Raw genomic sequence first — 13,479 nt, 5'->3', positions numbered from 1 at the left:
CGCCGGTAACATTCTTCAACGAATTAGTTTGGCAGCGGGGTGCGGCTACCAGATATTTCGGGGGTTTGGCAACTCATTGATTTGTAAAGAATACAGGGGGCAGAGCGGGGTGCGACACTTTGGGTAAAGTGTCTGAAACGCTTGTATGAAATTTCGCAAGGTCGTCGAAACTGACGATTGGAGGGCATGCCCAAGGCGCCCCTGCCAGGAGGTGCTGGCAGGGCAATGACTTGCCAGGAAGGCTCAGTCCGACAGGCTTATGGCTCTTCGGTCTTGAGGTCCTTTTCGATCTTTTGGATTTCCTGGGCAAACGCCTGGTCGAGCAGGCTGGCTCGTTTGCGCCATGGTTTGCGCTCCGGCTCTGGTTGGGCGGCGTAGGTGGTGACTTCCCCGCCGTAAACATCCTTGTAACGTTGTTCCTGGCGCTCAAGTTCCGCGCGCAGTTCGTCTTTCGTCACATTGTTACCTAATTGAGTTGAGTTTGATTCCGGTGAAGCGCGATATCAGTAAAGGGCAACGATCACCACTTCTGTATTACACGCGGCCACGGCACCGGGGAAGAACAACTGTCGTAGCAACAGTTTTGATTTTCAGGGCTGGGTACTTGCGACCAAGGCCTGGACAAGGCAAAGGCCAGGTTCGGCGGGATCGAAAATCACGCGTCAGGCCAGCTCTACATTGTCACAGGGTGCATTATAGCGGCGCATTTGGATAAGACTATCGCCAACAAGTTAAAAATCGTCAACTTTGCCTTTTGAAACATCAGACCAATAGTGTCGAGAACTTGGCGCCACACTTGCTTAATTACCTGCATGTGACAGTTGAAATTAAGCTTGGCATTAATTGTTCAGTGCAGCGGCATCCCCGGCGCAACCTGGCTGTAAATTGCGATTATCGAATCACCGTCCGATAATCGCCCAATGTTGGCGCCCTTGCCTTGTACATCCGTTGCCTGCCGGCTTGTAATGGCGGTCGAAAATAAGAGAAAGGACCTGAAATGAACGATCAATTGCGCAACTCCTTTGCCTCAGTGGCGCCGCCGATCGTTGCGTCTCCGGCCAAGCGCATCCAGGCGTTTACCGGCGATCCGGATTTCATGACCTCCCTGGCCCGCGGATTGGCGGTGGTCCAGGCATTCCAAGAGCGCAAGCGCCACTTGACCATCGCGCAGATCAGCCACCGCACGGAAATCCCCCGCGCTGCCGTCAGACGTTGCCTGCACACCTTGATCAAGCTCGGCTACGCCACCACGGACGGGCGCACCTATTCCCTATTGCCCAAGGTCTTGACCCTGGGGCATGCCTATCTGTCTTCCACGCCCCTGGCGGTTTCGGCCCAGCCTTACCTGGACCGCATGAGCGAGCAACTGCACGAAGCCTGCAACATGGCGACCCTGGAAGGTGACGACATCCTTTACATCGCCCGTTCCGCCACGACCCAGCGCCTGATCTCGGTGGATCTGTCGGTCGGGGGCCGGCTGCCGGCCTATTGCACCTCCATGGGCCGGATCCTGCTGGCCGCCCTGGATGATGCGTCTTTGCAGGACTACCTCGACCATGCCGACCTGCAAACCAAGACCAGCCGCACCTTGACCACCCCCGAAGCCTTGCTTGAATGCCTGCAGCAAGTGCGCCAGCAAGGCTGGTGCATTGTCGACCAGGAACTGGAGCAGGGCCTGCGTTCCATTGCCGTGCCGGTGTATGACGCGTCTGGCCAGGTGCTGGCCGCGCTGAACGTCAGTACCCACGCCGGGCGGGTCAGCCGTAGCGAACTAGAGCAGCGCTTCCTGCCGAGCATGCTCTCTGCTAGCCAGGAGCTGAGCGCCCAGCTGTTTGCTTAAGCTGTTCGGTGACCGCACAGATCCCGGTTTGACGAATTGACGGTGTTTGCCCTGGCTTATTAATGTCGCGGCAGCGTGATTGACCGCGACGGCGCCTACCGCCGCAGTTCTGGTTTCGCCCCAATAATAATGACGACTCACCGTCGTCCGCCCGCCATCGGTGTGGAAATAAAAATAATGAATCAGCCTTCGCCTTCTGTTGGTACGTGTCTGGACGTGCAGTCCTTTATCAATGCGCAACCGCTGTCCCGCTATCAATGGCGGGTGGTGATCCTGTGTTTCCTGATTGTCTTTCTCGACGGCCTGGACACCGCGGCCATGGGCTTTATTGCGCCGGCGCTGTCCCAGGATTGGGGCATCGACCGTGCCAGCCTCGGCCCGGTGATGAGCGCCGCGTTGATCGGCATGGTGTTTGGTGCCCTGGGCTCCGGGCCCTTGGCCGACCGTTTCGGGCGCAAGGTGGTGCTGGTGGGCGCGGTGCTGGTGTTCGGCGCGTTCAGCCTGGCTTCGGCCTACAGCAGCAACGTTGATCAACTGCTGGTGTTGCGGTTCCTGACCGGCCTGGGCCTTGGCGCCGGTATGCCGAATGCGACGACCCTGCTGTCCGAATACACCCCGGAGCGTCACAAATCGTTGCTGGTGACCAGCATGTTCTGCGGCTTCAACCTGGGCATGGCCGGTGGCGGGTTTATCTCGGCCAAGCTGATCCCGATGTTCGGCTGGCACAGCCTGCTGCTGCTCGGCGGCATCCTGCCGTTGATCCTGGTAGGCGTACTGGTGCTGTGGTTGCCGGAATCGGCGCGCTACCTGGTGGTGCGCAATCGCGGCACGGACAAGGTGCGCAAGGCCCTGGCACCCATCGACCCGGTCACCGTCGCCCAGGCCGCCAGCTTCAGTGTCCCGGAACAAAAAACCGTCAAGGCGCGCAATGTGTTCGCGGTGATCTTCTCCGGCACCTACAGCGCCGGCACCCTGTTGCTGTGGCTGACTTACTTCATGGGCCTGGTGATTGTGTACCTGTTGACCAGTTGGTTGCCGACCCTGATGCGCGACAGCGGCGCCAGCATGGAACAGGCAGCGTTCATCGGAGCGCTGTTCCAGTTTGGTGGCGTGCTCAGCGCCGTGGGCGTGGGTTGGGCCATGGATCGGTTCAATCCGCACAAGGTCATCGGTACTTTCTACTTACTGGCGGGGGTGTTTGCCTACGCGGTGGGCCAGAGCCTGGGCAACATCACTCTCCTGGCGACCCTGGTGTTGATCGCCGGGATGTGTGTCAACGGCGCGCAATCGGCCATGCCTTCGCTGGCTGCGCGGTTTTACCCGACCCAGGGGCGGGCGACCGGGGTGTCCTGGATGCTGGGGATTGGGCGTTTTGGCGCGATCCTCGGCGCGTGGATGGGCGCCACGTTGTTGGGGTTGGGTTGGAATTTCGAGCAGGTACTGACGGCGTTGGTGATTCCCGCTGCATTGGCCACCACGGCGGTGCTGATCAAGGGCTTCGTCAGCCACGCCGACGCCACCTGATGTAGGAGCCGGCTTGCCGGCGATGAGGCCTTGGAGCCTTGCAGTGATTTCAGGATCGCCATCGCCGGCAAGCCGGCTCCTACAGGGGATTTGAGGTGATTGATAGCCAGGCAACAATCTGTTCGATTATCGAACGGTTAGTCGATTATCGGATTGTTTGGCCCCTGACCCCGGCTTACTCTTCAAGCACTTCGGCGCTGCCTCCAGCGCCTTTTTCGACCTACATCGGGAGCCCAACCCCATGGCTGAAATCCTTTCGCTGGCTGATGCGGTAAAGCAGTTCGTCAATGATGGCGACACCGTCGCGCTCGAAGGCTTTACCCACCTGATCCCTACAGCGGCAGGTCATGAAATCATTCGTCAGGGCAAGAAAGACCTGACGCTGGTACGCATGACGCCCGACCTGATCTACGACCAACTGATCGGGGCCGGCTGTGCGCGCAAGTTGATTTTCTCCTGGGGCGGCAACCCTGGCGTAGGGTCCCTGCACCGCCTGCGGGACGCGGTCGAGAAGCAATGGCCGCAACCGTTGGAGATCGAAGAGCACAGCCATGCGGACCTGGCCAACGCCTATGTGGCCGGCGCATCCGGCCTGCCGTTCGCTGTGCTGCGGGCGTATGCCGGTTCCGACTTGCCCAAGGTCAACCCGCTGATCAAGACCGTGACCTGTCCCTTCACTGGCGAAGTGCTGGCGGCAGTGCCGTCGGTGCGCCCGGACATCACCGTGATCCATGCGCAAAAGGCCGACCGCAAGGGCAACGTGCTGTTGTGGGGGATCCTCGGGGTGCAGAAAGAGGCGGCATTGGCGGCCAAGCGTTGCATCGTCACCGTCGAAGAAATCGTCGATGACCTCAACGCCCCGATGAACGCCTGCGTGCTGCCGACCTGGGCCCTGACCGCGGTGTGCCATGTCCCGGGTGGCGCGCATCCGTCCTACGCCCACGGTTACACCGAGCGTGACAATCGCTTCTATCAAGCCTGGGACCCAATCGCTCGGGACCGTGGGACGTTTACCGCCTGGATCGATGAATACATCCATGGCACCGCTGACTTCAGTCAATTCCAGGCCAAGCTGGCGGCCGTGCAGGAGGCCAAGTAATGACTTACTCGACCAATGAAATGATGACCGTCGCCGCCGCGCGCCGCCTGAAAAACGGCTCGGTATGCTTCGTCGGTATTGGCCTGCCGTCCAAGGCCGCCAACCTGGCACGCCTGACGTCTTCGCCGGATGTGGTGTTGATCTATGAGTCCGGTCCGATTGGCGCCAAGCCCTCGGTATTGCCGCTGTCCATTGGTGATGGCGAATTGGCGGAAACTGCTGACACGGTAGTCCCCACCGGTGAGATTTTTCGCTACTGGCTGCAAGGCGGGCGCATCGACGTCGGGTTTCTCGGTGCGGCCCAGGTCGACCGCTTCGGCAATATCAACACCACCGTGGTCGGTGACTATCACCAGCCCAAGGTGCGCCTGCCGGGTGCCGGTGGCGCGCCGGAAATCGCCGGTTCTGCCAAGAGCGTGCTGATCATCCTCAAGCAGTCGTCCCGTTCGTTTGTCGACAAACTGGACTTCATCACCTCGGTCGGTCATGGCGAAGGCGGCGATTCGCGCAAGCGCCTCGGCCTGCCGGGCGCAGGCCCCGTAGGAATCATTACCGACCTGTGCATCATGGAGCCGGAGGAGGGCACCCACGAATTCGTGGTCACCGCCCTGCATCCCGGCGTTACTCGCGAGCAAGTGGTCGCGGCCACTGGTTGGGCGATCCGCTTTGCCGACCAGCTCAGCATCAGCGCCGAACCCACCGACATCGAACTGAACGCCTTGCGCGACCTAGAAGCCCGTACGGCCGCCGCCCATGGCCAAACCCCAGGAGAAGCCTGATGCGCGACGTGTTTATCTGTGATGCCATCCGCACCCCCATCGGCCGCTTTGGCGGTGGCCTGTCCACGGTGCGCGCCGACGACCTGGCGGCCTTGCCGATCAAGGCACTGATGGCGCGCAACCCGTCGGTAGACTGGACCGCGGTCGACGAAGTGTTCCTCGGCTGCGCCAACCAGGCCGGCGAAGACAACCGCAACGTGGCGCGCATGGCCGCGCTGCTGGCCGGCCTGCCGCCGAGCATCCCTGGTGTCACGCTCAACCGTTTGTGCGCCTCGGGCATGGACGCCATCGGCACCGCCTTTCGCGCCATCGCCAGTGGCGAAATGGAGTTGGCGATTGCCGGTGGCGTCGAATCGATGTCCCGGGCGCCGTTCGTAATGGGCAAGGCGGATGCGGCGTTCTCGCGCAACATGAAGCTGGAAGACACCACCATCGGCTGGCGCTTTATCAACCCATTGATGAAGGCGCAGTACGGCGTGGATGCCATGCCGCAGACCGCTGACAACGTGGCGGATGACTACAGCGTCTCGCGCGCCGACCAGGACGCCTTTGCCTTGCGCAGCCAGCAGCGCACTGCCGCTGCCCAGGCCGCTGGCTTTTTTGCCGAAGAAATCGTACCGGTGCGGGTCGCCCATAAAAAAGGCGAGACCCTGGTGGAGCACGACGAACACCCGCGTGCCGACACCACCCTTGAAGCCCTGACCAAGCTCAAACCGGTCAACGGCCCGGACAAGACCGTCACTGCCGGCAACGCTTCCGGGGTCAACGACGGTGCGGCCGCCTTGATTTTGGCCAGTGCTGAAGCGGTGAAAAAACACGGCCTGACCGCCCGCGCCCGGGTGTTGGGCATGGCCAGTGCCGGGGTCGAACCCCGGGTGATGGGCATCGGCCCGGTGCCTGCGGTGCGCAAATTGGTGGAGCGCCTGGGCCTGGCGGTCAGCGACTTTGATGTGATCGAACTCAACGAAGCCTTCGCCAGCCAGGGCTTGGCGGTGCTGCGTGAACTGGGCCTGGCGGACGATGCGCCGCAGGTCAACCCGAACGGTGGCGCCATTGCCTTGGGCCACCCGTTGGGCATGAGCGGTGCGCGCCTGGTGTTGACCGCACTGCATCAACTGGAAAAAACCGGCGGCAGCAAAGGCCTGGCGACCATGTGTGTCGGCGTCGGCCAAGGCCTGGCGCTGGCGATCGAACGCGTTTGAGACCTACAAGAATAAAGAGGATTGCTCCATGAGTGACAAGCCCGGATACCGGCGCCCGCAAGCGGGTACTCAGCCTGATTACCTGCACCCGGCATACCAGTCGACGAACCTGCGTTCGCCGTCCAAGCCGCTGGTGTTTTTGCCCCATTCGCTGTCGGAAATCACCGGCCCGACTATCGGCGCCGAGCGCATTGCCGAGCACGACAACGACCTGACTGCACAGCACGATGGCGAGCCGCAAGGCGAGCGCATCATCATTCACGGTCGGGTCCTGGATGAAAACGGCCTGCCTGTGCCGGGCATCCTGGTGGAAATCTGGCAGGCCAACGCCGCCGGGCGCTACAACCACAAGCGCGACCAGCACGACGCGCCCCTGGACCCGAACTTCACCGGCACCGGTCGCACCGTCACCGATGCCGATGGCTGGTACCAGTTCCAGACCATCAAGCCCGGCGCCTATCCGTGGGGCAACCACCACAACGCGTGGCGCCCGGCGCATATCCACTTTTCGCTGTTCGGCCCCAGTGTGCTGACGCGCCTGGTGACCCAGATGTACTTTCCCGGCGACCCGCTGCTGGCCTACGACCCGATCTACAACTGCGTGCCGGACACCTCGGCCAAGGAACGCTTGATCGCCCGTTTCGACCTGGAAAAGACCGTGCCGCATTACGCCCTCGGCTACCGCTGGGACATCGTCCTGCGCGGCCGCGACGCCACGCCGATGGAGAAATGACATGACCCTCAACGCAACCACGTCCCACACCGTCGGACCGTATTACCACATCGGCCTGACCTGGCTGAACCGCGAAGACCTGGCGAATGCGGGCACCCTTGGCGAGCGCGTGGCCATCACCGGGCAAGTGCTCGATGGCAATGGCGAGGTGGTCAACGATGCGATGCTGGAAGTCTGGCAGGCCAACGCTGCCGGCAAATATGACCACCCCGAGGATGACCAGGACAAAGCCCTGGACCCTAACTTCGAAGGCTTTGGCCGGGTGCCGGTGGACGCGCAAGGGCGCTTTCGTTTCAGCACCATCAAGCCGGGCAGTGTGCCGGGCCTCAAGGGCACGACCCAGGCGCCACATCTGGTGGTGCTGGTGTTTGCCCGTGGTTTGGTCAAGCACTTGCTGACGCGGATCTATTTCGACGGCGAGGCAGCCAATGGCGATGACCCGTTGCTGGCGTGTGTGCCGGCAGAGCGGCGCCGCACCTTGGTTGCCAAGGCGGATGCGTCGGGGGTGTATCAGTGGAATGTGATTCTTCAGCGCACCGATGAAGAAACGGTGTTTTTCGATTACTGAGTTGGCTGCAAGGGCGCCATCGCGGGCAAGCCCGCTCCCACAGTGGAATGCGTTCGCCTGTGGGAGCTGGCTTGCCTGCGATAGGGCCGGCACAGGCAACTGCTATCCAAAGGTCTGCTTGCGGAACGAGGTTGTTGCAAAGTATGTCTAGACTCTAACCCGTTCCCCACGAGTGAAAACAACATGACAACCAATACCAGTCACTACACCGGAGAAGAACGCAGCAAACGGATTTTTGCGATTGTCGGGGCCTCTTCCGGCAACCTTGTCGAATGGTTCGACTTCTACGTCTACGCCTTCTGCGCCATCTACTTCGCCCCGGCGTTTTTCCCCTCCGACGACCCCACGGTGCAACTGCTCAACACCGCTGGCGTGTTCGCCGCAGGCTTTTTGATGCGCCCCATCGGCGGCTGGCTGTTTGGCCGGGTCGCCGACAAGCATGGGCGCAAGAATTCGATGATGATCTCGGTGCTGATGATGTGTGCCGGCTCCCTGGTCATCGCCTTTCTGCCCACCTACAAGGACATCGGCGCCTGGGCCCCGGCCCTGCTGCTGATGGCGCGACTGTTCCAGGGCCTGTCGGTGGGCGGCGAGTACGGCACCACGGCAACCTACATGAGCGAAGTCGCGCTCAAGGGCCAGCGTGGCTTCTTTGCCTCGTTCCAGTACGTGACCCTGATCGGCGGGCAACTGCTGGCGGTGTCGGTGGTGGTGATCCTGCAACAACTGCTCACCGAAGACGAACTGCGGGCCTGGGGCTGGCGCATTCCGTTTGTGATCGGGGCCGTGGCGGCGGTGATATCGCTGCTGCTGCGCCGCTCCCTGAAAGAAACCACCAGCAAGGAAATGCGTGAAAACAAGGACGCCGGCAGCATTGCCGCGCTGTTTCGCGATCACAAGGCTGCGTTTATCACCGTGCTCGGCTACACCGCTGGCGGCTCGCTGATTTTCTACACCTTCACCACCTACATGCAGAAGTACCTGGTGAACACCGCCGGCATGCACGCCAAGACCGCCAGCTACATCATGACCGGCGCGCTGTTTCTCTATATGTGCATGCAGCCGCTGTTCGGCATGCTCTCGGACAAGATCGGCCGCCGTAACTCGATGCTCTGGTTCGGCGCCCTCGGCACCCTGTGCACGGTGCCGATCCTGCTGACCCTGAAAACCGTGACCAGCCCGTTCCTGGCCTTTGTGCTGATTACCCTGGCGCTGGCGATTGTGAGTTTCTACACCTCCATCAGCGGCCTGGTAAAAGCGGAAATGTTCCCGCCACAAGTGCGCGCCCTCGGTGTGGGCCTGGCCTATGCGGTGGCCAACGCGATCTTCGGTGGTTCGGCGGAATACGTGGCCCTGGGCCTGAAATCCATCGGCCTGGAAAACACCTTTTATTGGTACGTGACCGGCATGATGGCCATCGCGTTCCTGTTCAGCCTGCGCCTGCCGAAACAGGCGGAGTACCTGCACCACGATCTGTAAGGGATGAGTTATGACACTGCGCACGAGCAACCAATTGTTCGACGCTTACTTCACCGCCGACAGCATGGCCGAGGTGTTCTGTGACCAGGGACGCTTGCAGGGCATGCTGGATTTCGAAGCCGGATTGGCCCGGGCGCAGGCCGGGGTCGGGTTGATTCCTCAGGCCGCCGTGGCGCCGATTGCCCAGGCGTGCCTGGCCTCGTTGTACGAGGTGGACGCCCTCGGCGCGGCGATTGCCACGGCGGGCAATTCGGCGATCCCGCTGGTCAAGGCCTTGGGCAAGTTGATTGCCAGTGAAGACGCCGGCGCCGAGCGCTATGTGCATCTGGGCGCCACCAGCCAGGATGTGATGGACACCGGCCTGGTCCTGCAACTGCGGCGGGCGCTGGAACTGCTCGATACGGACCTGGCCCGCCTGGGCACGGTGCTTGCGGCCCAGGCGCAGCGCTATGCCGATGTGCCATTGGCCGGGCGCACCTGGTTGCAGCACGCAACGCCGGTCACCCTGGGGATGAAAATCGCCGGTTGGCTGGGGGCGGTGACACGCAGTCGCCAACGGCTGCTGGAGTTGAAGCCGCGCTTGCTGGTCCTGCAGTTTGGTGGCGCATCCGGCACCTTGGCTGCACTGGGCGAACACGCCATGCCGGTGGCGCAAGCCCTGGCGGCAGAGTTGCAACTGACGCTGCCCGAGCAACCCTGGCACACCCAGCGTGACCGTTTGGTGGAATTTGCCGCCGTGCTGGGCCTGATCGCCGGCAGCCTGGGCAAGCTCGGGCGGGATATCAGCCTGTTGATGCAGACCGAAGCGGGGGAAGTGTTCGAACCTTCGGCGCCGGGCAAGGGCGGCTCCTCGACCATGCCGCACAAGCGCAACCCGGTTGGCGCGGCGGTGTTGATCAGCGCTGCCACGCGTGTGCCGGGCCTGGTGGCGACGATGTTCAGCGCCATGCCCCAGGAGCACGAGCGCAGCCTGGGCCTGTGGCATGCCGAATGGGAAACCCTGCCCGAGATCTGCCGCCTGGTGTCCGGGGCGTTGCATCAAGCGCTGCTGCTGGGCGAAGGCCTGGAAGTCGATGCGCAGCGCATGGCGCGCAATCTCGACCTGACCCAGGGCCTGGTGCTGGCCGAAGCCGTAAGCATCGTCTTGGCCCAGCGTTTGGGCCGTGAAACCGCCCATCACTTGCTGCAACAGTGCTGTAAACGCGCGGTCGCCGAACAGCGCCATTTGCGCGCAGTGTTGGCCGATGAGCCGCAAGTCACCGCCGAGCTGTCGGCGCTGGAATTGGATCGCCTGCTGGACCCGGCGCATTACCTGGGCCTGGCACAGACCTGGGTCAGCCGCGCCGTGGCCGAGCACTTTGCATTGTCTGCCTGAGGAGACTGCTGTGGGATTTGTACGACTCGCCGATGGCGAACTGAACTACCAACTGGAAGGCCCTGAAGGCGCACCGGTGCTGGTGCTGTCCAACTCATTGGGCACCGACCTGCAGATGTGGGATACCCAGATGCCGGCCTTCACCGAGCATTTTCGGGTGCTGCGCCTGGACACCCGTGGCCACGGCAAATCCCTGGTCACCGAGGGCCCCTACAGCATTGAACAACTGGGCCGTGACGTGCTGGCGTTGCTGGACGCCCTGGATATCCAGCGTGCGCATTTCTGTGGCCTGTCCATGGGCGGGTTGATTGGCCAGTGGCTGGGCATCAACGCCGGTGAGCGCTTGCTCAAGCTGGTGCTGTGCAATACGGCGGCCAAGATCGGCACCCCTGAAATCTGGAACCCGCGGATCGACATGGTCCTGCGCGATGGCCAGGCGGCAATGGTGGGCTTGCGTGATGCGTCGATTGCCCGCTGGTTCACTGCCGATTTTGCCCAGGCTCATCCCGACCAGGCCAAGCGCATCACCGACATGCTCGCGGCCACATCGCCCCAGGGCTATGCCGCCAACTGCGGCGCGGTGCGCGATGCGGATCTGCGCGAGCAACTGGCGTCCATCAAGGTGCCGACGTTGGTGATTGCCGGCACTGAAGATGCCGTCACACCCCCGGCGGGCGGGCACTTTATCCAGGCGCGTGTAGCGGGCGCCGAATACGCCGAGTTCTACGCGGCGCATCTGTCCAACGTACAAGCCGGGGCTGCGTTCAGCGACCGGGTACTGACCTTCCTGCTGGATCGCTGAGGGCGTTTTTGTGGACGAGAAACAACGTTATGCCGAGGGGCTCGAGGTGCGGCGTGCAGTGCTGGGCGATGCCCATGTCGATCGCAGTCTCAATGCCCTGACCGAGTTCAACAGCGAGTTCCAGGAAATGATCACCCGTCATGCCTGGGGCGATATCTGGACCCGCCCGGGCTTGCCCAGGCACACCCGCAGCCTGATCACCATCGCCATGCTGATCGGCATGAACCGCAGCGAAGAGCTGAAATTGCACCTGCGCGCCGCCGCCAGCAATGGCGTGACCCGCGCCGAGATCAAGGAAGTGCTGATGCAAAGTGCGATCTACTGCGGGATCCCGGCGGCCAATGCGACGTTTCACCTGGCAGAGTCGGTGTGGGACGAGTTGGGGGTGGAGTCGCGGGACTGACGACAATTTGCCCGCCCTTATGCCAAGTCACTCTTCAGCCGCTGGAATGTAGGTGTTACGCCGTGGAAAACCGGTTTCTTCACGCAGCGCATTTTCGGTAAAGGTCTTGGGGTTGGTGGGAGTGGGGGGCGTCGTGGGGTCGTTGTCAAAATCAAAGGCGGGAGCAGTGGTCTGCAACCCAACAGCTTGGCGCTCCATATTGGACTCGCCATCGGTTTTGCCTGGGAGGAAGGTGCCGTGGGCGCCGTTATAGGCATGGGCCATTTCATGGTAGAGGACAACGACCGGCGGCTCTCGGAAGATAAAACCAGGGTTGCTGTTGATTGCTGCGCTAGTTGCTACCGAGCCTTTGGTATTACCTTGGATGTAACCTATCAAGGGTGACTCTGCGAGGTCGTCATATTCTTTTAGTTGTTTGTCATGCTCTCTCGTGAAGTTGTTGCCGTATGAATAACTAGTGTTGCCGGTGGTCTCTCGAATAGTAACGGGGGAACCATTGAGTTCGGCTGCCTGGTCTAGTTCAGAGAGCATATTTTGTGCGGTCGGCGAGTTTCTGAAAAATTCAAGATTGTCTTGGGTGTGTTGCTTGAACTTGTCTGAACCTTCGACTTTAAAGGCTTTGTGCCCGGCGTCGCTTATGCGCACTTGTCTTAGGGTTGAGCCGGCAACCCTGGCAACCCGATCCCCCGCGTCGGCGTAGATCTGGTCGCTTGCATGGTTTGCCAGGACGATGTCCCGGCCTCGGCCGGTGTAGAAGGTGGTCGGCCTTGTGCTGTACATCACGTCTTCACCGGGGCCGCCATGCATCAGGTTAATCGGGCTGGCGCCGATCATGGTGTCGTTGCCCTTGCCACCATCCATGTAACTGAACGTTCCCTTGCTGCCGGGGCCGGAGAGCATCAGGTCATTGCCGTTGTTGCCATACATGACGGTCTTACCTGTGCCGCCGCGCATTGTGTCATTGCCGCTATTGCCTTCGGCGTAGCTGTTGGCGCTGCCCAGAGTGATATCGTCATCGCCCGCACCGCCATAGACACGGGTTTCACCACTGCCAAGGGCTTCAATCCTGTCTCGCCCCCTGCCGCCCTCAATGACAATCGGCATAGTGACGCGAGGATCAACCCTGATGTGATCATCACCGCCTTTGGACTTGATGTGCAGTTCTTCAGGGTAATCTTCGTGGTTGTTGATTTTTAATAGGTAATGAATGCCATTGACTTCCAAGTGAATGTTGTCGCCTGAAGCGGGATTAACCTTTATGACGTCTGAATGATTACCTGTAACGACTTGCAGCGCGTTGCTTCTGTTTAGATATCCATCATCCGTGGATTTCTCCCATGTGACTTGATGGGTTATTTTTATAGTGTTGTCGCTAAATAGGGCGAATGCGTTTGTATAGACGGGATATTTTTCAACGTAGTTCTGATCGATTGTCAATGTTGAATGTGGCGTAAAGAGCGTATGTGATTTTTTCAATGGCGGGCTTTGAATCGTAATGGGGTTCGATACGGAGTTACCCGCCAGTGTTACCGGGTGCGTGCTTGGTGGCGGTAGATTTAACGGTTGTAAGCCAGTTGATATTGCCATTACGTACTCTCGCTTTAGTGTGTGCGTTGAGTACTAGTGGCTGAGCGGTGGCCAAGGATTCCCAAGGGAACCAATGCCGGTTTTTTCG

13 protein-coding genes are annotated in these 13,479 nt (G+C 61.0%); 11 read left to right on the top strand and 2 right to left on the bottom strand.

Annotated elements, in window-relative coordinates:
- Window positions 1-257 precede the first annotated feature (257 nt).
- The gene (locus HBO12_RS18435; protein ID WP_169955512.1) at window positions 258-458 is read right to left on the bottom strand and encodes a hypothetical protein; all 201 of its coding nucleotides are present in this window, start codon (window positions 456-458) and stop codon (window positions 258-260) included.
- Between the two features lie 539 nt (window positions 459-997).
- On the opposite strand from HBO12_RS18435, the gene pcaR reads away from it, so the two are divergent.
- The 11 genes from pcaR (at window position 998) to pcaC (ending at window position 11,804) form a co-directional block, all read left to right on the top strand.
- Window positions 998-1,840, top strand: a complete 843-nt coding sequence (pcaR, locus tag HBO12_RS18430) for a pca regulon transcriptional regulator PcaR (RefSeq protein WP_029297080.1) — start codon at window positions 998-1,000, stop codon at window positions 1,838-1,840.
- Window positions 1,841-2,017: 177 nt separating this feature from the next.
- On the top strand, window positions 2,018-3,364 hold the full coding sequence (gene pcaK / locus HBO12_RS18425; protein ID WP_170042899.1) for a 4-hydroxybenzoate transporter PcaK: 1,347 nt from the start codon (window positions 2,018-2,020) through the stop codon (window positions 3,362-3,364).
- Between the two features lie 241 nt (window positions 3,365-3,605).
- Entirely contained in the window at window positions 3,606-4,463 is an 858-nt protein-coding gene (locus HBO12_RS18420) for a CoA transferase subunit A (protein WP_169955514.1), read from the top strand.
- Window positions 4,463-5,242 carry a CoA-transferase subunit beta gene (locus HBO12_RS18415; protein ID WP_169955515.1) on the top strand — a complete coding sequence of 260 codons (780 nt, stop codon included), beginning with the start codon at window positions 4,463-4,465 and terminating at the stop codon, window positions 5,240-5,242. The genes HBO12_RS18420 and HBO12_RS18415 overlap by 1 nt, the downstream gene beginning before the upstream one ends.
- Window positions 5,239-6,444, top strand: a complete 1,206-nt coding sequence (gene pcaF, locus HBO12_RS18410; protein WP_170043064.1) for a 3-oxoadipyl-CoA thiolase — start codon at window positions 5,239-5,241, stop codon at window positions 6,442-6,444. Before HBO12_RS18415 ends, pcaF begins: the two co-directional genes overlap by 4 nt.
- Window positions 6,445-6,472: 28 nt before the next feature.
- The gene (pcaH, locus tag HBO12_RS18405; RefSeq protein ID WP_169955516.1) at window positions 6,473-7,177 is read left to right on the top strand and encodes a protocatechuate 3,4-dioxygenase subunit beta; all 705 of its coding nucleotides are present in this window, start codon (window positions 6,473-6,475) and stop codon (window positions 7,175-7,177) included.
- A gap of 1 nt (window position 7,178) precedes the next feature.
- Window positions 7,179-7,745: a protocatechuate 3,4-dioxygenase subunit alpha gene (gene pcaG / locus HBO12_RS18400; protein ID WP_170042898.1), complete on the top strand. Its 567-nt coding sequence runs from the start codon at window positions 7,179-7,181 to the stop codon at window positions 7,743-7,745.
- A 183-nt stretch (window positions 7,746-7,928) separates the two neighbouring features.
- The gene (locus HBO12_RS18395; protein WP_169955518.1) at window positions 7,929-9,224 is read left to right on the top strand and encodes an MFS family transporter; all 1,296 of its coding nucleotides are present in this window, start codon (window positions 7,929-7,931) and stop codon (window positions 9,222-9,224) included.
- Between the two features lie 10 nt (window positions 9,225-9,234).
- Window positions 9,235-10,599, top strand: coding sequence for a 3-carboxy-cis,cis-muconate cycloisomerase (locus HBO12_RS18390; protein WP_170042897.1), 1,365 nt, complete (start codon window positions 9,235-9,237; stop codon window positions 10,597-10,599).
- Between the two features lie 10 nt (window positions 10,600-10,609).
- Complete coding sequence (gene pcaD, locus HBO12_RS18385; RefSeq protein ID WP_169955520.1) at window positions 10,610-11,401, top strand: 3-oxoadipate enol-lactonase; 792 nt, start codon at window positions 10,610-10,612, stop codon at window positions 11,399-11,401.
- A 10-nt stretch (window positions 11,402-11,411) separates the two neighbouring features.
- Window positions 11,412-11,804 carry a 4-carboxymuconolactone decarboxylase gene (gene pcaC / locus HBO12_RS18380; RefSeq protein WP_169955521.1) on the top strand — a complete coding sequence of 131 codons (393 nt, stop codon included), beginning with the start codon at window positions 11,412-11,414 and terminating at the stop codon, window positions 11,802-11,804.
- 27 nt (window positions 11,805-11,831) lie between these two features.
- On the opposite strand, the gene HBO12_RS18375 is transcribed toward pcaC, so the two are convergent.
- Window positions 11,832-13,391 (bottom strand): M91 family zinc metallopeptidase, encoded by a 1,560-nt coding sequence (locus HBO12_RS18375; protein ID WP_170042896.1) that lies wholly within the window; start codon window positions 13,389-13,391, stop codon window positions 11,832-11,834.
- Window positions 13,392-13,479 lie beyond the last annotated feature (88 nt).

The sequence above is a fragment of the Pseudomonas sp. WS 5059 genome (genome assembly GCF_012985525.1).
GTDB lineage: Bacteria > Pseudomonadota > Gammaproteobacteria > Pseudomonadales > Pseudomonadaceae > Aquipseudomonas.
This window is presented reverse-complemented; position numbering and strand designations above follow the sequence as displayed.

Excerpts from the sequence above, each read along its gene's own strand:
- pcaR (WP_029297080.1), top strand. The coding sequence starts at position 998 with ATGAACGATCAATTGCGCAACTCCTTTGCCTCAGTGGCGCCGCCGATC.
- pcaK (WP_170042899.1), top strand. The coding sequence starts at position 2,018 with ATGAATCAGCCTTCGCCTTCTGTTGGTACGTGTCTGGACGTGCAGTCC.
- HBO12_RS18420 (WP_169955514.1), top strand. The coding sequence starts at position 3,606 with ATGGCTGAAATCCTTTCGCTGGCTGATGCGGTAAAGCAGTTCGTCAAT.
- HBO12_RS18415 (WP_169955515.1), top strand. The coding sequence starts at position 4,463 with ATGACTTACTCGACCAATGAAATGATGACCGTCGCCGCCGCGCGCCGC.
- pcaH (WP_169955516.1), top strand. The coding sequence starts at position 6,473 with ATGAGTGACAAGCCCGGATACCGGCGCCCGCAAGCGGGTACTCAGCCT.
- pcaG (WP_170042898.1), top strand. The coding sequence starts at position 7,179 with ATGACCCTCAACGCAACCACGTCCCACACCGTCGGACCGTATTACCAC.
- HBO12_RS18395 (WP_169955518.1), top strand. The coding sequence starts at position 7,929 with ATGACAACCAATACCAGTCACTACACCGGAGAAGAACGCAGCAAACGG.
- HBO12_RS18390 (WP_170042897.1), top strand. The coding sequence starts at position 9,235 with ATGACACTGCGCACGAGCAACCAATTGTTCGACGCTTACTTCACCGCC.
- HBO12_RS18375 (WP_170042896.1), bottom strand. The coding sequence starts at position 13,391 with ATGGCAATATCAACTGGCTTACAACCGTTAAATCTACCGCCACCAAGC.